Here is a 21,021-nt window from a genome sequence, read left to right on the forward strand (position 1 = left end):
CCGCCATATACGCCGCAATAAATATAATTATAACAAAAAATGCGTGGTTGCTTCGTACAAGCGGCTGGTACCAGCTAGAATTAGATAGCATACGGGATGTCGCAATAGCTATTAAAAGCGCTCCGACACATATCGCACCGTACGATAGGGGCAGCCCCGCCCAAGCCATCAACGCCAATGAAGGCACTATTAGCGTCGCGATGACGATGTGAACTAAAAGTCGGTCAGCTCGATCTGGCAGCCCCGCGATAGCGCTGATCGAGACAATCGCCAGTGCCGCAAAGCCAACCTTCCATAACTCAATCTCTGGCCGTATGTAGTAAATTCCGACAGGATAGGCTACGGTGAGAGTTGCTAGGAGGGCAACAAAGCAAACCGTGTGCGCGAGCGGGGGGATGATGCTGTTTGGATTCATAGGCATTTACATAGCTCGGCTTGGAAATGGAACGAAAGGGAGGAACGGCCATACGCACTTCTTTTTATAACCTATTGCGAAGCGATGGGGCGATAAATTTAGCCGGACTAATCTTCGCTTCACTGCCTCCGCTTCTAGTGATCCCCATTCTGTCGCGTCTGTTTAGCCCTTCCGTATTCGGCCTTTTCGGCACTGCCTTTGCCGCAGCGTCGATTGCTATGATATTCATGACTGGCCGATACGAAACCGCGATCGTAGTTCCCAAAGACGACCGGGTGGCCGCTAGCATCGCATTATCCGGAGCACTCGTCGCGACAGCTTCCGCATTAGGGGGAATTATAACCGCGCTAATCGCAAACTATATTATAGGTGGTATCCAATTGTATCTTGCCTTTGCAACAATTGGCATGGCTTATCTTGGGGCTATTTCACAGATAGCCGTAAACAGCGCGGTCAGAGTTGGCAACTTCCGTGCCCTGGCGTTGGGCCGATCAATTGGCGCAACGGCGCAAGCTGCCCTTAGCGTGGGCGCTGGCACACTCGAGCTCGGAGCATCGGGCTTACTCGCAGCCTTCTCTCTTAGTTATCTTCTAACCGCTTCATTTCTGTTTGCTTCCCTGGCTCCCAGGTTTCGAGAAATGGTGACCAGTTTGACCACCCTGGACATAAAGGCGGCGGCCGTGACATATCGGAAATATCCTCTTTTTAATGTTCCCTCTGAAATTGCCAACTCGCTCGCCAATCATCTTCCTGTACTGTTTTTTACTTCCGCCTTTGGGCCAGCGGCTGCAGGTTACCTAACAATGTTCAATAGGGTGTGGGCAGGCTCTGCGATCATCTCGAAGGGTGTCGGCGAAATATTTCGTTATCGTGCCGCGGCGGAGATGCATCGAACGGGGTCATTTTCTTCGACATTCATCAAGACGGCCGCCCCGCTCTCGGTTGTGGCAACTCTCGGTGCCTTTGTTCTAGTGGTTTCGGGTCCGGGTATATTTGAGTTCTTACTTGGATCAGCGTGGCGACACGCAGGAGAGTATGCGCAAATTCTAGCTCCGTTCGTGGCGATTCAATTGGTCGCTTCGACTATGAGCTCCGCATTTTACGTCTCTGAGAGGCTAAGGCCGATGATGATGTGGCAGTTCGGCCTCCTCTTAGCCCAAATATTCTCGCTGTGGATAGGTACTGCATCCGGCGTTCCAAGAAACGCCCTTATGTTGCTTGCTGCCAGTGGGTTCATCATGTACGGCGCTTATCTACTGCTGTCATACTGTGTGGCTAGTGCGCCGGCCGAATCGGCTCGGGCTGTGCGAAGATCCCCCCCATCTGCGTCGTCGAAGGAAAACTAGAATCGTCAAATAGACGCCGATGTTGGAGACCGCCTCGCAAATGAGGTGATCTCTTGCGCGACTCATTGGTGCGGACCTGTAGATATCTAGCCTCTCAGTTGGCACCAGAGATAGCTGCAGCCAGTTACACCCAAGTCGCAAAATATCTATTTGACTTGGTTGATTTTACCGTCGATGTGCAGGCGGGAGAGGTATCGGAAACCGCGCATGATTGCAATTGTCGACCATGGCTATGCGAACATACGGTCGGTCGACCGAATGCTCCGGCGCCTCAACCAGATTCCCGTCGTTGCCGAGCGCCCTTCCGACCTCAAGCGCGCAAGCAAAATCATCCTGCCCGGCATCGGCGCTTTCGACGGACCAATGCGCCGCCTGCGCGAGCTCGGCTTCATCGACGCGCTCCATGAACATGCGATCGTGCGCCAACGTCCGATCCTCGGGATCTGCGTGGGTATGCAGATCATGACGCGGCGTAGCGAGGAAGGCGAGGCTGCGGGTCTCGGCTGGATCGAGGGAGAATGCCGGCGCTTCAGGCCGCCGGCGGAAGCCAAGCTGCGCGTACCCCACATGGGCTGGAACAAAGTCGCAATCGCGCCCGATGCCAAGCTGTTCGCGGCCTTCGGCAAGGAAGCGAAGTACTATTTCGTTCACTCCTACTATGTGGCCCTCGACGACAAGTCCTTGAACGCCGCAACCTGCTCCTACGGGGCCGATTTCTGCGCATCATTCCAGAAGGGCAATATTTTTGGCGTGCAGTTCCATCCGGAAAAGAGCCACCGCTTCGGCCTCGGGCTCCTGAAGGCATTCGCGGAGCTCTGACACATGCTGCTGACCCGCACCATTCCGGTCCTGCTGCTGCACGGGCACGGACTGAACAAGACCCGGCAATTCGACTACTGGAAGTACCTCGGAGATCCGGTCAACGCCGTCCGTATCTTCAACGAGAAGGAAGTCGACGAGCTGATCGTGCTCGACATCGATGCTTCACGTGAGGGCTTTGGTCCGCGCATCAAGGAGATTGTCGAGCTTGCCGGCGAATGCTTCATGCCGATGTGCTACGGCGGGGGCATCACGGACCTCGAGCAGATCAAGCGCTTGCTCAGCGAGGGCATCGAGAAGGTGTCGCTGAATACCGCCGTGCACACCACGCCGAGCCTCGTGGAGAAGGCCGCTCGCGACTTCGGCTCGCAAAGCATCGTGGTTTCGATCGACGTGCGGCGCAACGCGGACGGACGCTATTCCGTCTTCTCCAATTGCGGCCGGAAAGACCGCGGCATCGATCCCGTCGCATTCGCCGTTCAGGCCAAGAACCTCGGCGCCGGCGAGATCATGCTGTACGACATCGACCGCGACGGAATGAAAAACGGATACAATCTCGAGCTGATCAAAGCCGTTTCCGATGCGGTCGACATTCCCGTCATCGCCTGCGGCGGCGCCGGGCGCCTCGAGCATCTCAGCGAAGCCATCTCGGCTGGCGCTCATGCCGTTGCGGCGGGCTCGCTGTTTGTCCTGATCGGCCGGCTCGACGCCGTGCTCATCTCCTATCCTCCGCAAGCCGAACTCGAAAAACTCTACGCTGGCTCGGGGGTTTTCGCATGAACGCCGAAGCGCCGCGGCCGTATCAGATTTGCACCCGCTGCATCATGGATACGAGCGATCCCGAGATCACCTTCGACGAGAAGGGCGAGTGCAATCATTGCCGGCGCGTGACCGAGCAGATCGTCGGCAAGCGCTGGTTTCCTCACGACGGCCGAGCCAAGCTCGATGCAATCGTCGCTCAGATCAAGCGCGACGGCGCGCATAAGGATTATGACTGCCTCATCGGCCTGAGCGGCGGTGTGGACAGCTCCTATCTCGCGTACGTGGTGGTTCGAGAGCTGGGTCTGCGGCCACTCGCCGTTCATGTGGACGCGGGCTGGAACTCGGAAATCGCCGTTCACAACATCGAACAGATCGTCCGGAAGCTCGACATCGATCTCTATACTGAAGTGGTCGACTGGGAAGAGGTTCAGGATCTCCAGCGCGCCTATTTCAGGGCCGGCGTCGCGAACCAAGACGTGCCGCAGGATCACGTCTTCTTCGCGGTCCTCTACGAGCTCACCATCCGCAAGGATATCGGGTACTTCCTTACGGGCGGCAACTTCGCGACCGAGTCGATCCTTCCGTCGGCGTGGGGCTACAATGCCTCGGATGCGACCAACCTCAACGCGATACACCGCGCGTTCGGAGAGCGTCCTCTCGCCACGTACAAGAGGATGAGCTTCTTCAAGAACTACGTGCTGAATACCTACGTGCATAAGCTGCAGCGCATCCGGCCGCTCGACTATCTTCCCTACGAGCGCGATACGGCCATTGCCTTCATCGAGCGCGAGCTCGGCTGGAAGAACTACGGCGACAAGCACCACGAATCCCGTTGGACGCGCTGGTTCCAGGCGCACTACCTTCCCACGAAGTTCGGCTTCGACAAGCGGCGCGCTCACCTCGCGAGCATGGTGGTGGCAGGCGAGCTTACACGCGAAGAGGCGCTCAAGCGGATGACCGAGCCCCTCTACGATCCGCAGCAACTCAAGGTGGACGAAGATTTCGTCATCAAGAAGCTCGGCATCAGCGAAAACGAGTTCCGCAGCATCATGGCCGCCCCGCCGCGCCACTACTCCGAGTTTGCGAACGACGAGTGGATCTTCAACGTGACCAGGAAAGTGCGCAACTTTCTGGGCCTGCGGCGAAGATAATGTCTTCGGACGCTACCTACGAGGTCCCCTAACGGCAGCTCCCGTGCTCTCGCAGGCCTTGCATCATGCCTGCGATCGGGAATAGTCCAAAGGGCGAACCGCCGACCTAGTCAGGGATCCCTCGATGCCCAGCAGGACTGCTACGGAATGTCGTTGCGGTGATTGCAAATAGATGACGTGAAGCAGAGGATTTTTAGATGTCAAACGAAGCGGGCACGATCTACCGCGAACGCTGGCATCTCCCGATTATCTACGCTTTCAGCGTTGTCATGATACTCGGCTTGCATTCGATCTACTACCCGCTGCATGTCGTCTATGCATCAGGTCTACCGAAACACATCACTGTCGTAGCAAATGCTGGGTTAGCAGCCATTCTGCTCGCAACAATCACTGCAAGCCAACCCCGACGGTTAGCAAATTCAGCCTTCACCCTTCTTCTTTGGCTGCCATTCTTCACCTATCTAATCATTCACTATCTTCTGCTTCCGTCACCCTATAGTGACGCAGCGAAACTCGAGAAAATTACCATCTCGTTTGGACTTGCAGCAGTTTTGGGCGGACTGCTTGCAGCCGACAACAAGTCGGCGATTCGCGCCGTTTCATTCGTGTCCGCCCCTTTCGTTCTGTTTGGAGCGATCGCGTTGGCTAGAGGCGATATTGCTCTCGGAACGGACACCTTTCAGAATATTTTCTCGAGCCTGGATAACGAGCGAGCACCTTACCAGACGATAAATCTGTTTATCGGATTATTCGCGGTGTCAATTTCCGCTCTCTTTCTCGACCGCTCGCTCTTACGAATTATATTAGTCTCAGCCGTAATTTCCGGGTGCATTTTTATTCAGATCGTGGTCGGAGGACGCGGTGCGATCGTTGCCACCGTGATTGCATTGCTCCTTACGTTTCTGATCAGACTTGGCGCTTGGAAGTCCCTGCTGATCGCCACAGTTGGAGGCATTGCTGCCGCATTCGCCTTGATGGCTTTGGATATTGATCTCACTCGAGCTACGGCGATCTGGCGCTTCGAGGACGTCTTGATCTGGGATGCGACCGATCCCTCAATGCGCCTAAGCCTGTGGACGGAAGCAGTGCAAATGTGGCTCCGTCATCCTCTATGGGGCGCCGGAACCGACGCCTTCATCGCCTCGCGGGGCGACCAGATATATGTTCACAATTTCATTCTCGAGATTCTAGCTGAATATGGCTTGCTCGGATTGGTCCTCTTCCTAGCGCCCTTTATTATTTTGATCGCTCGCCGGGACAGGGCGAACGCAGCCAACAATCATCTCATTATTCTGTCGATATTTTTCGTCGTCTGCTTTGCATTTTCCGGCGAGATAAAAGACCTCGCTCCCCTCGTCTTCACGATGGCGCTGGTGAGAGCTTAAGCAGCTTGACGCTATAAAAGATTAAGATCCTTGAATGCGGACCACATCCTCACCATGCAGTGATTGGCGTTTCTGCGACCACTTTTCCATCCATAGAGATTGTGATGCTCTCCGAGACAGTGAACTTAAGTGAATGGGTTCCCGTGAGCACGTCTGAATACATCGTATGGTTTGGAAGCTCCGCGCAGTAGATCGTGCCGTAGTCGTCGGCCTGCGCCCGCGTCATGAAGTTGTGGAGATCAGGATTGTACACAGTGCCGCCCATGCTCCCTGTGGCGGCGCAGACGCGGCCGCTAAAGACCGCGAGCGTGGTAATTCTCTGCGCCCACGCGCTCTCGAACAAACCGTACTTGCGAGCGGCGAATTTGAAACCGCCCTGTTCCTTATCGAGGACAATTCTTCCCGCCTTGATATCCTCATCGAAATCACCTGCTTGAAGGCGACGGAAGAGATTTCCTGATTCATAGAGATACGGCAGCCTGTCCTTACGCTCCGGATGAGTGAACAAGCGATCACGCGACGTTCGGCCGGCAAGCGTATCGTGCTGGACAATCTCGCCCCACGGATAGAGCCCAGTGAACAGAATTCCATAGGATGACACTGCCGCCTGCGCCTCTCGGTAAAGCATCCCATTGTCCGATCGCCAATCCGTAGGCAGGGTGGGGGTCATGTCCCCGTGATAAGTAAATTGCCCTCCCTCATCCAGACGCATGAAGTTACCCGAAGGGTAGAGGCCTACGAGCAGGCTTCCGTCTTGATAAGTATAGGCATAGTGCTCGTTGGCAACGCTCTCGCTATTTGAATAGCTAATCTCGGTGACTTCATTGCCTTTCAGAAGGTACAGGTTTGCATTCCCTCGATTGTTCGATCCCCCCAGAACGACACCACCTCCCCAGTTTATCCCTCCGTAGGCCTGCCCCACGCCTTCCTTCAAAAGGCTTGCCGAAAGGGGTTCGCAGGCATTCTGCACTGGGGTCAGAGGCGCAATAGATAGTCCGCTTCGGTCGACAAAATAGACATGACCGTTGTCGATCCGCGCGTAGCTGGGGAGTGCGGGAAAGGCGCCAAAGTCATACTTTGCCGACGAAAGGACATAAGCCCGACACTCCTCGCGATAGGTAACAGTCGCGAGCTTTCCCTCAGCACCAAACCGCTGCCACTGAATTGGCGAGTTGGCCAACCTGGGAAACGCCTCGGCAAGAGGAATCCATCTGCCGTTGACGAAGGCCTGTCGAGATCGCTCTTCGATCAAAGTGCCCTTGAAATTCGCGATCTGCGCTTGACTCAAAATTGCACTGGGGGTGGGAATGCGCTCCCATTTCAGATCGATCGGCTTCGATGGGTCGCGACACCAGAACTCAAGCTGGTTCTCGTTAGTGGGGATGCGCGTCGCCACGGACGAAACAAACGAGGCGGAGCAAATGAGGTTGGCCACCTTCTTTGTAAAAAGTGGTGGCCGATAGACTTCGAAGCTCTCTGGAGCAGTGTAAGGGACCTCTTCGTAGAATATCGGCTGACTTCCTGCGCTACTCGTGCCAGCTAGCACCACTGAAAGAGCCAGCGCCCTGAGACCATATCCCTTTGTCCGAGTGATAATTTCCGACCTCATCCTGCGCGAAGTCCCCAGATTCTCGCCCAAATCTCCGCTTTGAGCGCGAGCAACGGCATCCTCACACACATGAGTAGCAACCCATTGCTTGCGTGAAGCTAGCGCCACACCGATGGAAGGATAGGCAAGTAACGAGCAGAAGCTCTGAAGCGTCAACAACGTGCGCACAGTGTACTGATGCCTTCCCTAATGCAGTGGGGGAAGTGTTCAGAATTAAACTTCCACCCCCCGAACTCTCCCCGCACGCGTACGCAACCCCAAATCTACCCGGCGCACCATCGCAAAAGGCGCCCTATCCCCATGTAAATTAAACGGATGGTTGGGAATTTTTTGATTGTTGCAGCGCTGCTCAACGTGCGATCCGCGCAAAATGCGCGCCGCGACCAAACCGCTTGCAATCCCGACAGCGACTGCGCTATCTCGTTCGTTAACGGCCGGTCGTCCCGTTCCAAAAGATCAACTGTTAGGCGGACAAATTCGTGACAGCATTGTTCACGTCGACTGGGATTTCCGGCAAGACCGATCCCGTGCGACTGCTTGTTCTTTTGTGGGGCAAGCGTTTTATTATTATTGCCGTCGCTATACTGTTCAGCATCCTGGGCACTATTTTTATGCTCTCGCGACCTTTGTCCGCCGAGATAAGGACTGTCGTTGAAGTTGGGTATACTGCTGGCGGTCTCGTTGAGACGATCGATGTTGTCCGCCAAAAGATCAACGACATTTACTCAGTGGCAGCTGAAGACGAAATTCGCGCTGCCTCTCCAGATAACTCGAACATCAGTCTGAACGTCCGCCCGCGGATAGCCAGAAACAGCAATATTATTGTGCTCGAAAGCTCCGCGCCTCTTGGGCAGGTCGATCTGTATCGCAGCTATCACGCGAAAATATTCGAGTACATCGCCCGAGATCACAATCGTACCTTTGAACCTCTTCGCGCCGGGCTCGAGACTACGCGTGAGGAACAGCGGGCGGTGCTGAAGAAGCTAGAAGAGCGGGCAACCGTTGACCCGCTGAAGAGCCAGCTGTTGGCGCAATTAGAGGAGTTGCGCGGGCAGGAACGGGCCCTACGGGACGAGCGAATCTTCGGAGTCGCCGTAAAGACGCTGGAAGGCCAAGTCTCTGATGCGGAGAAGGCCTTGAAGGACTTGCAGGATGAGGAACGTCTCCTCGCTAAGACGCGCGCTCAGACGGATGTTTCCGTGAAGAACTACGCGGATCAGATCGAACGTCTGAAGCAGTTTTTGAATGATGCTCGCGCTCAGCGCTCGAAACTCGCTTCGAGCCCAAACGATTCCAATAATGCAATTGCAGCTTTGATCTTCGATGCCGAAAATCTACGAACGGAGATCGAACTGCAGAAGCTTGAACGGGCTCTGGTCGTGGACGCCCCCTTGGATCAGGAGAAAGCCGAAGCGGAATTGCTCAAGAACAGACGCCAGCAACCCATCCAGGAACAAGCGATTGCAAGATCAAAAGCTGAAATCCCCAAGCTTACGCTGGAACGAGAACAGAAGCTTGCTGTCGCGCGCGTTGCGATTGACAATATCCTAGCAAAGCTTGGAGAGACCGAGACCTCTCGCCTTCATGAAATCGCCGTCCAGAAGGCCAAACTTCAGGAAACTGATATTCGACTGGGCAACATTCTTGTTACGCGCGTCGTCGTGCCGCCTAGGCGGAATCAGGAAGGCGAGCACAGTCGCATGTTCTTCGCCGGTTTGGCGCTTCTTGCGGGCCTTGGGCTCGGGCTGCTCGCCGGTGTATTTGCAGTTTTCAAAGACGCGATGACCTCGCGTTCTGCTCAACGGGTTTGATCTTCGATGATGCTCAATAGTGATGTCGGCGACGTAGCGCTCATTGGTCTCGGCTATGTCGGCCTGCCCCTTGCGGTCGAGTTTGGAAAGAAGCGGAAGGTCCTCGGCTTCGACATCAATGTCGCCCGCGTGGAAGAACTGCGCAAAGGCATGGACAGGACACTCGAGGTTGACAGCGAGGAGCTGGCCAGCGCCCGGCATCTCACCTTCACCAGCAACCCCGACGATCTCAAGTCGTGCAAGTTTTTCGTCGTCACGGTTCCCACTCCCATCGACGACGCGAACCGCCCCGATCTGAGCCCGCTGGTCAAGGCCTCGACGACCGTGGGCCGGGTCATGCCGAAGGGCGCGATCGTGATCTATGAGTCGACCGTCTATCCCGGCGCGACCGAAGAGGTCTGCGTTCCAGCCTTGGCGGCGGCTTCGGGGTATACGTTCAACCAGGACTTTTTCTGCGGCTACAGCCCCGAGCGCATCAACCCCGCGGACAAGCAGCACAAGCTGCCGACCATCGTGAAGGTCACGAGCGGCTCCACGCCCGAGGTGGCAGAGGTCGTCGATGCGCTCTACAAATCCATCATCACGGCCGGCACGCACAAAGCGAGCAGCATCAAGGTTGCCGAGGCCTCGAAAGTCATCGAGAACACGCAGCGCGATCTCAACATCGCGCTGATGAACGAGCTGTCCGTGGTTTTCGCGCGCGTCGGCATCGACACGGCGGAGGTGCTGCGCGCCGCCGGCACGAAGTGGAACTTCCTCAACTTTCGGCCGGGCCTCGTCGGCGGGCACTGCATCGGCGTCGATCCCTACTACCTGACGCACAAGGCGGAACAGCTCGGCTATATCCCGCAAGTCGTGCTGGCCGGACGCCGGATCAACGACAACATGGGCCGCTACGTTGCCCGCAACACCATCAAGCTCATGCTGAAGAACGGCATCGACGTGCCGCGCAGCCGGATCGGCGTCATGGGCATCACGTTCAAGGAAAACTGCCCCGACACGCGCAACTCAAAGGTTGTCGATCTCGCGCGCGAGCTCATGGAGCACGGAGCGGAGGTCATCGTCGAGGACCCGCTTGCCGATGCAGCCGAGGTGAAGCACGAGTATGGTCTCGAGCTCGGCAGCGTTTCGAGCGAGCGCCCCGTCGACGCCCTCGTCGTCGCGGTGGGCCACGACAGTTATCGCAGCATGACGCCGGAGCAGCTCAAAAGCCGGCTGCGGGGAGCAAATCCCGTGATCTCCGACGTCAAGAGCCTCTACGATCGCCATGCGCTCACCAAGCTCGGCGTTACGGTGTTCAGACTTTAATCCCGACAGGATGGCCACGATGACGTCGATCAAGGATCGCAAGGTTCGCTTCGCTCTCGTCGGGTGCGGGCGCATCGCCAACAACCACATCGGGGCGATGAAATCGCACGCGGATCGCTGCGAGCTCGTGGATGTCTGCGATGTCTCTCCCGAAGCGCTCAAGGCGGCGGCCGAGGCAACGGACGCCAAGCCGCATCAGCGCTTCACCGACATGCTCGCGAAGACCAACGCCGATTGCGTCGTGATCACCACGCCGAGCGGTCTCCATCCGCAGCAGGCCATCCAGGCGGCGCAGGCCGGCTTCAACGTGATGACCGAGAAGCCGATGGCCACGCGCTGGAACGACGGCCTGGCGATGGTGGAAGCGTGCGACAAGGCCGGCGTGAAGCTGTTCGTCGTCAAACAGAACCGCCGCAACGCGACGCTGCAGCTTCTCAAGAAGGCCATCGAGGCCCGCCGGTTCGGGCGCATCTACTCCGTTGCGATCAACGTCTTCTGGTCGCGCCCGCAGGACTACTACGACAGCGCGAAGTGGCGCGGCACGTGGGAGTTCGACGGCGGCGCCTTCATGAACCAGGCAAGCCACTACATCGATCTTCTGGATTGGCTGATCGGTCCGGTGGAGAGCGTGATGGCCTACACCGGCACCTTGGCGCGCGACATCCAGGTGGAAGATACGGGCGTGGCCGCGCTACGCTGGCGCAGCGGGGCCATGGGCACGCTCAACGTGACCATGCTGACCTATCCCAAGAATTATGAGGGCTCGATCACGATCCTCGGCGAGCAGGGCTCTGTGCGCGTGGGCGGCGTGGCCGTCAACGAGATCCAGCACTGGGAATTCGCCACGCGGACCCCCGAGGACGACGAGATCAAGCAAGCGAACTACGCCACGACCAGCGTCTACGGCTTCGGCCATCCTCTCTACTACGACAACGTCATCAGCTCGCTCAAAGGCGATGCGGAGCCGGAGACGGACGGCCGAGAGGGGCTGAAATCGCTCGAGCTGCTGATCGCGCTCTACATGTCCGCACGCGACGGCAAGCGCGTGGCGTTGCCGTTGGAATATTAGTCCGAGGGGCTTGCGAGCTCGCGGCGCATTCAATGATCGGGGCCGTCCGTGATCGGCCAAGTTTGGACAGACCCATGCAGTTCATCGATCTCAAGATCCAACAGACCGCCATCAAGGCCGATCTCGACAAGCGCATTGGCGCGGTTCTGTCTCACGGGCAGTACATCATGGGGCCGGAAGTCGCCGAGCTCGAAACGGCGCTTTCGGACTACGTGGGTACGCGACACTGCATCAGCGTCGCAAGCGGAACCGAAGCGCTTCTGATCGCCCTGATGGCGCTCAGCGTGGGACCGGGCGACGAGGTCATCACCACGCCGTTCACGTTCGTCGCGACGGTGGAAGTCATCGTGCTGCTCGGCGCGACGCCCGTGTTCGTGGATGTGGAACCCGACACGGCGAATATCGACCCTTCCGCCATCAGCGGAAAAATTACGCCGCGCACCAAGGCCATCATCCCTGTGAGCCTTTACGGCCAAGTTGCCAACATGGATGAGATCAACGCCGTGGCGGCCGCCAATGGCAATGTTCCCGTCATCGAGGATGGCGCCCAGAGCTTCGGCGCCTCGTACAAGGACCGCAAGAGCTGCGGGCTTTCGACGTTCGGCTCCACCAGCTTTTTCCCTTCGAAGCCTCTCGGCTGCTATGGCGACGGCGGAGCGCTGTTCACGAACGACGATGCGCTCGCGACGGCGGCACGCGAAATCCGAGTGCACGGGCAAAGCAAGCGCTACGTCCACACCCGCGTCGGCGTCGGCGGCCGCATGGACACGCTTCAATGCGCGATCGTGCTGGCGAAGCTGCCGCGCTTTGCGTGGGAGGTGAGTGAGCGGGCTCGCATCGGCGCTCGCTACGATGCTCTTCTTCGCGAGGCCATCGCGGGATTTGGCCCCGTTACCGCAAACGAGGTGGGCACGACTTTGTCCGCTCCGCGTTCGCTCACCGTGCGTGCCGATCGTAGCAGCGTTCACGCGCAATATACGATCCTGGTGCCGAACCGCACGGATGTCCAATCCAAGCTACAGTCGGCAGGCATTCCGACAGCGGTTCACTATCCTGTCCCGCTCAACGAGCAGCCCGCCTATCGCGACGTTTCAGCCGGAGATCCCACGCCTGTCAGCGCGTGGCTCGCCGCCCATGTGATGAGCCTTCCGATGGGGCCAGATCTCTCCGAGGCGGATCAGAACCGCGTCGTCGCTGAGCTTCGCGCCTGCTTCTAAGCAGGGCTAGCAGGCTCAAGGGCCAAGCTAAGCGCGACTGCTCGAAATCTGTGGCGCCATCAGGCCAATCAGGGTCAGCGTCGACACGACGACGATCGACTGAAACCAGTTCTGCCACATGCCATATGTCGGAGCGAGGATTGCCATGCACATCGCAAAGTGCGTGACGGCGTACGGCATGATCCTGCGAGGCAACGCACTTATCCTGCGCAAGAGCGCCAGCCCCAGTATCGCGAACGCGATCGCGCCAATGAGACCAAGCTCATACCAGATCTGTAGATAGACGTTGTGCGGATGGGCGCGCGTTTCAGCAACCACGAACAGATTGTCCGGCTTGACTTTCTCTTCCTTCGGGCGCGCCTCGTCCAGATAGCGCGTGGAGTTGGTGCCGACGCCGAGGATCGGCTTCTCCATTATGCGCTGCGCCGTGTAGTTCCATATGATGATCCGCGCTTTCGCGGACCCGAAGAGATCCGACTTCTCGTGTAAGCCCGCCGCGAACATCGCCAGCGCCAGGGGCACGATCAAGAAAACCAGCGCCGCGAATCCAGCGCCCACACCCCACAGCCCAAGCTTAGGCGCCAGAAGCGAAACGGCGAGCACGACGCTTACGCCAAGCAAGGCAAGCTGGGCAGTTTGCGACTGCGTGTAGGGATGGAAGACGATGACGATCGCGGATCCGGCAATGGCCGCGTAGCACAGCCACTTGGCAAAGCCACGGGCGTAGAGGGTCGCGGCCAGGATAGCGGGACACCACAAGAGACAGTAGACGGTCGTCGCCCGCGTTATGTAAGCGCCGGATACCTTCTGGATGACACCATTTCGAAAGGTTCCGTGCTTGGCCAGGCCCCGTTCAAGATCGGGAAAGTATTCCAAAACGAAGCGGCGAATTCCGTCCCGCGTCGCGATCTCGATGCATATGAAAATCGCACCGATCAGAAACCCGATCAGGAGTCCCTTTGCTATCGCCTCGATGGTGCTCGCATTCAGGCTTGGCAGAGCATCGGCAGCGACGACGGCGCTCAGGACCAGGGCTGCGAGAAAGGCTGCCTTTAAGAAGCCGTCCCAAGGGCTCGCGGCCCAAAGGCAGGCGACGAGACCCCACGCTATGAAGGGAACCTCGGGCCGCAACAGGTAGCGACTTGGGCTCCGGTCTTTTCCTGCGTTCCAGGAGCTCGAAAGCAGATAGACGATGCTCAGCGCCGCTGCGGCTCCGGCGAGAACAAGAGGCGCGATGCGCGGGAAAATAAAGCACGTCACGACGGCGATAGAGGAGAGTGCCGTAATCAGAGACGTGTGATCCCCCAGCCGAACAACAGAGCCACGCGCGCTCGAATCCACTTGCATTCGTGTTCTCTATTGATGGCGGCTGAACCCCGGCGCGACCTTATCAGCGGGTCATGACCAGGGAAAGAGCCTCCAATTTTCCCCGTCGGGGGGAAGCCGGGGAAAATCTAGAAATTACCGGAAGGTTTCCTTGTCGATTATAGACAGACCGCGCGATCGCCCCGCGGCTTCCCTTAACGATCATCTTTGCAGTTGCGCGCGCGTGCAGGTTCCATACAGTCCTGGCGCTGTCTCAGAAAAAAAGGGCGCGCGCTTGGAACTGCCTGTACAGGGCCCGATCCTCGTCACCGGAGTGGCCGGTTTCATTGGCTATCACGTGGCGCGCGTGCTTCTCGACCGCGGCGCGACGGTCGTGGGCGTGGACAATCTCAACGCCTATTACGATCCCGCCCTCAAGGAGGCTAGGCTCTCGCATCTCAGCGGGTATCCCAAATTTTCATTTCACAAGTTCGATCTCGCCGACCGCGAGCGCACGGCGCAGCTCTTCCGCGATGCGCGTCCCGATCTCGTCATCCATCTGGCCGCGCAAGCCGGCGTGCGCTACTCGCTCGAAAATCCACAGTCCTATATCGACTCTAATCTGGTCGCGTTCGGCAACATTCTCGAAGGCTGCCGGCACGGCGGAGTGCGCCATCTCACCTACGCGTCTTCAAGCTCAGTCTACGGCGCCAACACCCTGATGCCCTTCTCGGTGCACCACAACGTGGATCACCCGGTGAGCCTCTACGCCGCCACGAAGAAGGCGAACGAGCTGATGGCGCACAGCTACAGCCATCTCTACCGCCTGCCGACGACAGGACTGCGGTTCTTCACGGTGTATGGACCTTGGGGCCGGCCGGACATGGCGCTCTTCAAATTCACAAAGGCCATCCTCAACGGCGAGCCGATCGACGTCTACAACAACGGCCACATGCGGCGCGACTTCACCTATGTCGATGACGTGGTCGAGGGTGTGGTGCGCGTCGCGATGCGCATTGCGGCGCCTAATCCAGCCTGGTCCGGAAAGACACCCGATCCGGGTTCGAGCACGGCGCCCTACCGGATCTACAATATCGGCCGTTCCGAGCCTGTCGATCTCCTGGAGATGATCCGGGTTCTCGAGACCGCCCTCGGACGGCAGGCCGAGAAGAGATTGCTTCCTATGCAGCCGGGCGATGTGCCCGAGACCTCGGCCGACGTTGACGATCTCGAACGCGACATCGGCTATCGGCCCGAAACGCCCTTGGAGCAGGGCATCCAACAGTTCGTCACGTGGTACCGAGCATATTACGAAGTGTAGGACGGGATCGCGGTGAAGGGGCAGCAGAGCCCATTTCACGGGCGCTGCGATAGTGTTTCACAACTCCGCACCCGACCTTGACAGGGTTGGAGCGGGGTGATCAGTAACGGCCTGGGCCGCGTTCCGCTTCGGCGCGCTGAAACGGGCGCCCCCTGGAACATGCGCGTTGTCCCTCCCTGCGAGGCATCGTCCTGACAAAGGCGTTCTAGATGCGACCAGAACACGTAGCGCAGGCCCTCGAGCGCGCTCGCAATATCATCGACCAGGAAATGGAAGCGCTCGCGCTCCTGCGGGACAGCTTCGATGAAAGCCTGATCAAGGCCGTCAGCCTCATTCAAGCATGCACCGGGCGCCTCGTTGTCACCGGCGTCGGCAAGTCCGGACACATCGGCGCGAAGCTCGCGGCCACGTTCGCCTCGACCGGAACGCCCTCGTTCTTCCTGCACGCGGCGGAGGCTTCCCACGGCGACCTCGGCATGATCACGGGCCAGGACGTGGTGCTCGCGATCTCCAACTCCGGCATGACCAAGGAGCTGTTTCCGGTCGTCGAGTTCTGCGTCACCAACGGCGCCAAGGTCATCTGCATGACCTCCAACGAGACCAGCCGTCTCGCGCAGCAATCGGACATCTGTCTTCGCCTGCCGAAGGTGAAGGAGGTTTGCCCAAACAATCTCGCGCCGACGTCGTCGGCTGTCATCACGCTCGCAGCCGGACACGTTCTGGCGGTGCTGCTGATGGAGCAGCGCTCGTTCGTGGACGCCGATTTCGGCAAGCTGCATCCGGGAGGGCGGCTTGGCTTGCTGCTGTCTTCCGTCCGCCGCTATACGGAAGAGTTCCAGGACAAAGTTCCCACGGTGAAGCCGCAAGAGCTCATGGGGCACGTGGTCATCCGTATGGCCGAAGGGCAGCGCGGATGCGTGGTGGTGGCCGAGGAAGGGACCAACCGGCTGCTGGGTCTCATCACGGAGGGCGATCTCAGGCGCGCCTTCTCACCCGACATGTTCGGTAAGACGGCCCAGGCCATCATGACGACGCGGCCCGTTACCGTGAGCGTCGAGGATCTGATGAGCACGGCCGTCTCGATCATGAAAGAGCGGCGAATTGCCAACGTGGTGGTGGTGGACGGCGACACCGTAGTCGACGTGCTGCACACCAAGGATCTCATGCAGCGCGGCTACATGTAGGCCTTGCTGGAACGAGCCTATGAAAAAAGAAACCCGGGCCGCAGAGCCCGGGTTTTTCATGTCTGATATCTGATATAGGATCGCGCTTAGGCTGCGACGGGGGCCGCGAGTGCAGCGTCGATCTTTTCCTTGAGAACCTTCTCGTTGAACGGCTTGATGATGTAGCCGCTGACGCCGGCGCTCTTGGCAGCGTTGATGTTGTCCTGCTTGGATTCCGCCGTCACGAGGATGAACGGCGTCTTGCCCATTTCCGGATCCGCGCGCACGACCTTGAGAAGCTCGTAGCCCGTCATCGGTTCCATGTTCCAGTCGGAGATGATGAGACCGTACTGCTTGGCCTTGATCTTCTGCAGGGCAGCTTCGCCGCTCGAGGCTTCGTCGACGTTCTCGAAACCGATCTGCTTCAGAAGCTTGCGAATGATCCGCACCATGGTGCTGTAATCGTCTACGACGAGTACAGGCATGTTATTCACGCTCATAACCCTATCCCCTTCAACCCATCACGTGCCGACATGGCCACATCCGCGCTTTGGCCGTGTGCGCCACTCGCTCTGCCGATGTGGTCAAAGTATGCACGTAGATTGCTTGCGATAGTATTAATGGGATGTTTGCGGCGGCTCGGAATCCGTCCGTATTGCCTTCAAAAATTAATCCGTCGGGCGCGTAACGGAATTGAAAGGAATGGCAATTAACTATGTGTTTCCAAGAAGACACATGGGCGCCCCGAGGCGCGCCTGAGCCGCCCAACAAGAAGCTCGGGATCTCGGTGCGGCCACTGGCGAGGAAGCACGCGCATGTCCGCACCTCTCATTCGCGTTCTGGTCGTGGACGACTCCCCGTTCATGCGGGGCGTACTGCCAGCGAAAATCGAAGCCGATCCGCGTTTCAAGGTCGTTGGAACGGCTGTTGACGGACGCGATGCGATCGAGAAGACCCTCGCTCTCTCGCCCGATGTCGTAACGCTCGACATCGACATGCCGAACATGAACGGCATCGATGCCCTGAAGGAGATCGTCAAGCAGAGCACGGCCTCCGTGATCATGCTGAGCGCCAGAACGGAACAGGGCGCCGCGATCACTCTCGAAGCGCTGTCGCTCGGCGCCGTCGACTTCATTCCGAAATCTCGCGGCGTAGACCGCATTCACGAAAAGCTTCTGGCCGCCGTCGAGGCCCGCACGCAGAAGAGCCGCCTCGCTACGGCGCGCCCTGCCGCGGCCATCCGCCAGACGGCGCCGCCGCGGGCGGCGGGCGGAGCGCGCGTCAACGCCAAGATCTGCGTCATCGGCTCCAGCACCGGCGGGCCTCAGGCCTTGCAGACGGTCCTCTCGCAGCTCCCCGACAATCTTCCGGTTCCGGTCGTCGTCGCGCAGCACATGCCGCCCAACTTCACGAAGGCGCTGGCCCAACGCCTCAACGATACGTGCAAGCCGAAGGTGGTGGAAGCGACGGATGGCATGACGCTCAGCAAGGGCACCGTCTACATCTCGCCCGGCGGCATGCAGACCCGCGTCACCGCGGGCGAGATCAAGGTCAGCCCCGATCAGGGCGAGAGCCTTTACAAGCCCTCGGTGGACGTGCTCGCGGAAAGCGCGCGCGGCGCGTTCGGCAAGAACGTGCTGGGCGTGATGCTCACCGGCATGGGCGCAGACGGCGCGATGGAGTTCGCCAAGCTGCGCAAGCTCGGCGGCTATAACATCTCGCAGGATCAGGCCTCCTGCGTGGTGTACGGCATGCCGCGCTCACTCGTGGAATCGGGCGGTGCGGACGAGGTGCTGCCGCTCGATCAGATCGGCATGCGCATTCGCTCGGCGCTCGGCTGCTGAGCCGATCGCTCGCTCGACACACTGTCAATTGGAGGGTTCGCGAGAGCGCTCCTAGAGCGGCGCGTGGACGTCCTCGTCCTCGAAATCGCTGAGCTCCGTCTCGCCGGTCAGCAGCGAGAGGATGAGGGCGTGGCTCTTGTTCGAGGCACCGAGCTTTCGCTTGATGTTCTCGATGTGCACGCGAACCGTATTGGGGCTGATGTCGAGCTGCTGGGCTACTTCCTTCTCGGAGTGCCCTCGCCCGCTGAGAACGAGGCAATCGCGCTCTCGTCTCGTGAGGATATCGCGGCGCTTCGGGATCGATGCTGAAATTTCCTCTTGAAGTGTCGTCACCCGTCGCGCCCCTTGGTCATTATCTTCTACGCACCCAATCAGACTCATAGAACTCTGTTCGGAATAAATTGGCTAAGGCACCTTATCCGAAGCTGTTGCGCGCCTCTGACAACGCGCGGCGACGCCTCAGTGTGTGCAATATGCCTTCCACAGTCCGCGATAGGCCGCCTCGACCTCACGCGCGAGACCGATGCTGTCGGCGCCGATGGGGGAGGCCTCGAACTTGTCGCGCAAGCTTGCCCGCAGACGGGCGAGCGCCGTGACATTGCTGGCCGCCGTGGCCGCGCGTGCGACATAGGAGTCGACGTCGTGCGTCACCCAATCGTCGAGGCCGACGCTGCCGAGGATAGACGCGCCGAACCGGCCAACCGGAGGACGTCCCGCCAACGAGACCACGGGCACGCCGAGCCACAACGCCTCGATGGTGGTGGTGCCCGCGTTGTGCGGGAACGGATCGAGCGCGATGTCGATGGTGCTGTAGGCCTCCCACGTGCGCGGCTGAGGCGAAGTGTAGACCAGCTTCACGCGGCCGGGCTCTAGCCCGAGATCCGCGAAGCGCGCATGCCAGGCGATGCAGTTCTCTTCCTCGCGGAAGGGCTTGCTGTTCAGCACCAGGCGTGAGTTCGGCACCGACTTCAGGATGCGTACCCAGGCCTTGATGACGTCCTCGTTGATGCGCGCCGGGCGGCTGAAGCAGCCAAAGGTGACGAAGCCATTCTTGAGGGCCGGCAACGGCGCCACGTCCGGCATCCCTTCGGGCGGCACATAGACATGGGGCATGCGCGACAGGCGGATCGGACGTTCCGAGAAGTAGCGCTCTGCGCCCATCGGCAGAAGTGCCTCGTTGATGAGGAAGGCATCGATCGCGGCAAGGCCCGTCGTCGTGCCTGAGCCCACCATGTGGGCGACTTGTATCGGCGCGGGCTTGCGGGCGAAGGTGAGCAGGCGATTGCCCGAGGTGTGCCCCGCGAGATCGACCAGGATGTCGATGCCGTCGTTGCGGATGAGCTCGGCCAGATCCGCATCTGAGAGGCCGACCGTCGAACGCCAGCGGGTGGCGTGGCGCTTGAACCTTTCCGTCACCGCATCGGGATTGGCGACCTCGGCATAACAGGTGACCTCGTAGCGCGACTGATCGTGAGAGGCCAGCAGGGACTCGATGAAGAAGCTCACGGCATGGTAGCGGAAGTCCGGCGAGACGTAGCCGATGCGCAGCGGGCGACCGGGATCGCGCGATCCGAGATAGGAGGGATTGGCGGGGCGCAGCGGAGCGGCATGGGCGCGGTCCCAGGCCTGATAAGCCTCAAAAATCTTCTCCGGCGAGAGATCGGTCCTGTAGTTCAAACAGAACAAATAGTTCGAATGAGCGATGGCGAAATCGGGCTTGAGTGCCACGGCCTGGGCGAAGCAGTCGGCCGCCTCGGGCAGGCGATCCTGCTGCATCAACGCGGTGCCGATGTTGTTCAGGGCGTTGGAATCGCGCGGATTGAGCTCGAAGGCTCGCCGGGCTGCGGCCTCCGCCTCGCGCGCGTTGCCCGCCAGTGAGAGCGTCCAGGACAGATTGGACCAGGCATCCGAATAGTCAGGCTTCAGCGTGAGGGCGTGGCGCAAATGGGCTTCTGCCTCCGCGGCGCGGCCCATATCTTTGTAGACTGTCGCCAGATTGTTGTGCGCCTCCGGTGACGTGGGTGCCAGGCGAACGGCCTCGCGGCCTTGCACCTCGGCTTCCGGAAGCCGGCCGAGCATGCGCAGCATCGGCGTGATGTTCCAGCGGAAATCCGCGCGCTCCGGCATGGCGCGAATCGCGTCTGCAAGATCCTCTACAGCCTCGCTCAAGCGCCCGAGCTTGAAGGCCGCGATGCCGCGCAGGTGGCGGGCTTCCACGTCTTCCGGCGTCGCAAACAGGACCGCACTCGCGAGTGCAAGAGAGCGCTCGAAATCGCGAGATTGGAACGCGTGCACCGCATGTTCGAACGCCGCGCGGATGGTCTTCATATCGCGCTTACGATGTTCCCCGCACCATTCCTTCCAGAGTTTACGGAATGCGTATTCGAGGTCGCGGGCGAGTCCGGGGCCGTCGGCGAGCGGAGAGGCTTCCACGCGCGCCCGCAGGCCCGACCGCAGCGCCGCCAGCGCCCCGACGTCGGACGCCTTGCTCGCCGC

At 59.4% G+C, this 21,021-nt stretch carries 17 protein-coding genes; 12 read left to right on the plus strand and 5 right to left on the minus strand.

Features of this window, described 5'->3' with window-relative positions:
- The first annotated feature begins 441 nt into the window (after positions 1 to 441).
- The 5 genes from F812_RS26470 to F812_RS0108100 all read left to right on the plus strand — a co-directional run bounded on the left by F812_RS26470 (position 442) and on the right by F812_RS0108100 (position 5,878).
- Complete coding sequence (locus F812_RS26470) at positions 442 to 1,761, plus strand: lipopolysaccharide biosynthesis protein (protein WP_198011162.1); 1,320 nt, start codon at positions 442 to 444, stop codon at positions 1,759 to 1,761.
- Positions 1,762 to 1,968: 207 nt separating this feature from the next.
- The gene (hisH, locus tag F812_RS0108085) at positions 1,969 to 2,580 is read left to right on the plus strand and encodes an imidazole glycerol phosphate synthase subunit HisH (protein WP_020085461.1); all 612 of its coding nucleotides are present in this window, start codon (positions 1,969 to 1,971) and stop codon (positions 2,578 to 2,580) included.
- A 3-nt stretch (positions 2,581 to 2,583) separates the two neighbouring features.
- A complete protein-coding gene (locus F812_RS0108090; protein ID WP_020085462.1) occupies positions 2,584 to 3,360 on the plus strand; it encodes an AglZ/HisF2 family acetamidino modification protein in 777 nt (258 codons plus the stop codon).
- Complete coding sequence (locus F812_RS0108095; RefSeq protein WP_020085463.1) at positions 3,357 to 4,493, plus strand: N-acetyl sugar amidotransferase; 1,137 nt, start codon at positions 3,357 to 3,359, stop codon at positions 4,491 to 4,493. The genes F812_RS0108090 and F812_RS0108095 overlap by 4 nt, the downstream gene beginning before the upstream one ends.
- A 197-nt stretch (positions 4,494 to 4,690) precedes the next feature.
- The gene (locus F812_RS0108100; protein WP_020085464.1) at positions 4,691 to 5,878 is read left to right on the plus strand and encodes an O-antigen ligase family protein; all 1,188 of its coding nucleotides are present in this window, start codon (positions 4,691 to 4,693) and stop codon (positions 5,876 to 5,878) included.
- A gap of 49 nt (positions 5,879 to 5,927) precedes the next feature.
- On the opposite strand, the gene F812_RS0108105 is transcribed toward F812_RS0108100, so the two are convergent.
- On the minus strand, positions 5,928 to 7,655 hold the full coding sequence (locus F812_RS0108105) for a hypothetical protein (protein ID WP_156827324.1): 1,728 nt from the start codon (positions 7,653 to 7,655) through the stop codon (positions 5,928 to 5,930).
- Positions 7,656 to 7,966: 311 nt separating this feature from the next.
- Between F812_RS0108105 and F812_RS0108110 the strand changes: the two genes are divergently transcribed.
- The 4 genes from F812_RS0108110 to F812_RS0108125 all read left to right on the plus strand — a co-directional run bounded on the left by F812_RS0108110 (position 7,967) and on the right by F812_RS0108125 (position 12,892).
- Entirely contained in the window at positions 7,967 to 9,298 is a 1,332-nt protein-coding gene (locus F812_RS0108110; protein ID WP_156827325.1) for a hypothetical protein, read from the plus strand.
- A 6-nt stretch (positions 9,299 to 9,304) separates the two neighbouring features.
- Positions 9,305 to 10,606, plus strand: coding sequence for a nucleotide sugar dehydrogenase (locus F812_RS0108115; RefSeq protein ID WP_020085467.1), 1,302 nt, complete (start codon positions 9,305 to 9,307; stop codon positions 10,604 to 10,606).
- 19 nt (positions 10,607 to 10,625) lie between these two features.
- The gene (locus tag F812_RS0108120; protein WP_198011163.1) at positions 10,626 to 11,675 is read left to right on the plus strand and encodes a Gfo/Idh/MocA family protein; all 1,050 of its coding nucleotides are present in this window, start codon (positions 10,626 to 10,628) and stop codon (positions 11,673 to 11,675) included.
- A 74-nt stretch (positions 11,676 to 11,749) separates the two neighbouring features.
- Positions 11,750 to 12,892: a DegT/DnrJ/EryC1/StrS family aminotransferase gene (locus tag F812_RS0108125; RefSeq protein ID WP_020085469.1), complete on the plus strand. Its 1,143-nt coding sequence runs from the start codon at positions 11,750 to 11,752 to the stop codon at positions 12,890 to 12,892.
- A gap of 27 nt (positions 12,893 to 12,919) precedes the next feature.
- Here the strand turns inward: F812_RS0108125 and F812_RS0108130 are convergent, their stop codons facing one another.
- Positions 12,920 to 14,239 (minus strand): O-antigen ligase family protein, encoded by a 1,320-nt coding sequence (locus F812_RS0108130; RefSeq protein WP_020085470.1) that lies wholly within the window; start codon positions 14,237 to 14,239, stop codon positions 12,920 to 12,922.
- 253 nt (positions 14,240 to 14,492) lie between these two features.
- Between F812_RS0108130 and F812_RS0108135 the strand changes: the two genes are divergently transcribed.
- Both F812_RS0108135 and F812_RS0108140 read left to right on the plus strand, forming a co-directional pair.
- Positions 14,493 to 15,518 (plus strand): NAD-dependent epimerase, encoded by a 1,026-nt coding sequence (locus tag F812_RS0108135; protein WP_020085471.1) that lies wholly within the window; start codon positions 14,493 to 14,495, stop codon positions 15,516 to 15,518.
- Between the two features lie 209 nt (positions 15,519 to 15,727).
- The gene (locus F812_RS0108140; protein WP_020085472.1) at positions 15,728 to 16,702 is read left to right on the plus strand and encodes a KpsF/GutQ family sugar-phosphate isomerase; all 975 of its coding nucleotides are present in this window, start codon (positions 15,728 to 15,730) and stop codon (positions 16,700 to 16,702) included.
- 86 nt (positions 16,703 to 16,788) lie between these two features.
- On the opposite strand, the gene F812_RS0108145 is transcribed toward F812_RS0108140, so the two are convergent.
- Entirely contained in the window at positions 16,789 to 17,181 is a 393-nt protein-coding gene (locus tag F812_RS0108145; RefSeq protein ID WP_020085473.1) for a response regulator, read from the minus strand.
- Between the two features lie 315 nt (positions 17,182 to 17,496).
- Between F812_RS0108145 and F812_RS0108150 the strand changes: the two genes are divergently transcribed.
- Positions 17,497 to 18,525: a protein-glutamate methylesterase/protein-glutamine glutaminase gene (locus F812_RS0108150; protein WP_020085474.1), complete on the plus strand. Its 1,029-nt coding sequence runs from the start codon at positions 17,497 to 17,499 to the stop codon at positions 18,523 to 18,525.
- 51 nt (positions 18,526 to 18,576) lie between these two features.
- On the opposite strand, the gene F812_RS23100 is transcribed toward F812_RS0108150, so the two are convergent.
- Both F812_RS23100 and F812_RS23105 read right to left on the minus strand, forming a co-directional pair.
- The gene (locus F812_RS23100; protein WP_020085475.1) at positions 18,577 to 18,858 is read right to left on the minus strand and encodes a response regulator transcription factor; all 282 of its coding nucleotides are present in this window, start codon (positions 18,856 to 18,858) and stop codon (positions 18,577 to 18,579) included.
- Positions 18,859 to 18,984: 126 nt separating this feature from the next.
- Positions 18,985 to 21,021 (minus strand): O-linked N-acetylglucosamine transferase, SPINDLY family protein (locus F812_RS23105; protein ID WP_020085476.1); only part of this gene is annotated, 2,037 nt, incomplete at its 5' end.

The sequence above is a fragment of the Hyphomicrobium zavarzinii ATCC 27496 genome (assembly GCF_000383415.1).
Lineage (GTDB): Bacteria > Pseudomonadota > Alphaproteobacteria > Rhizobiales > Hyphomicrobiaceae > Hyphomicrobium_C > Hyphomicrobium_C zavarzinii.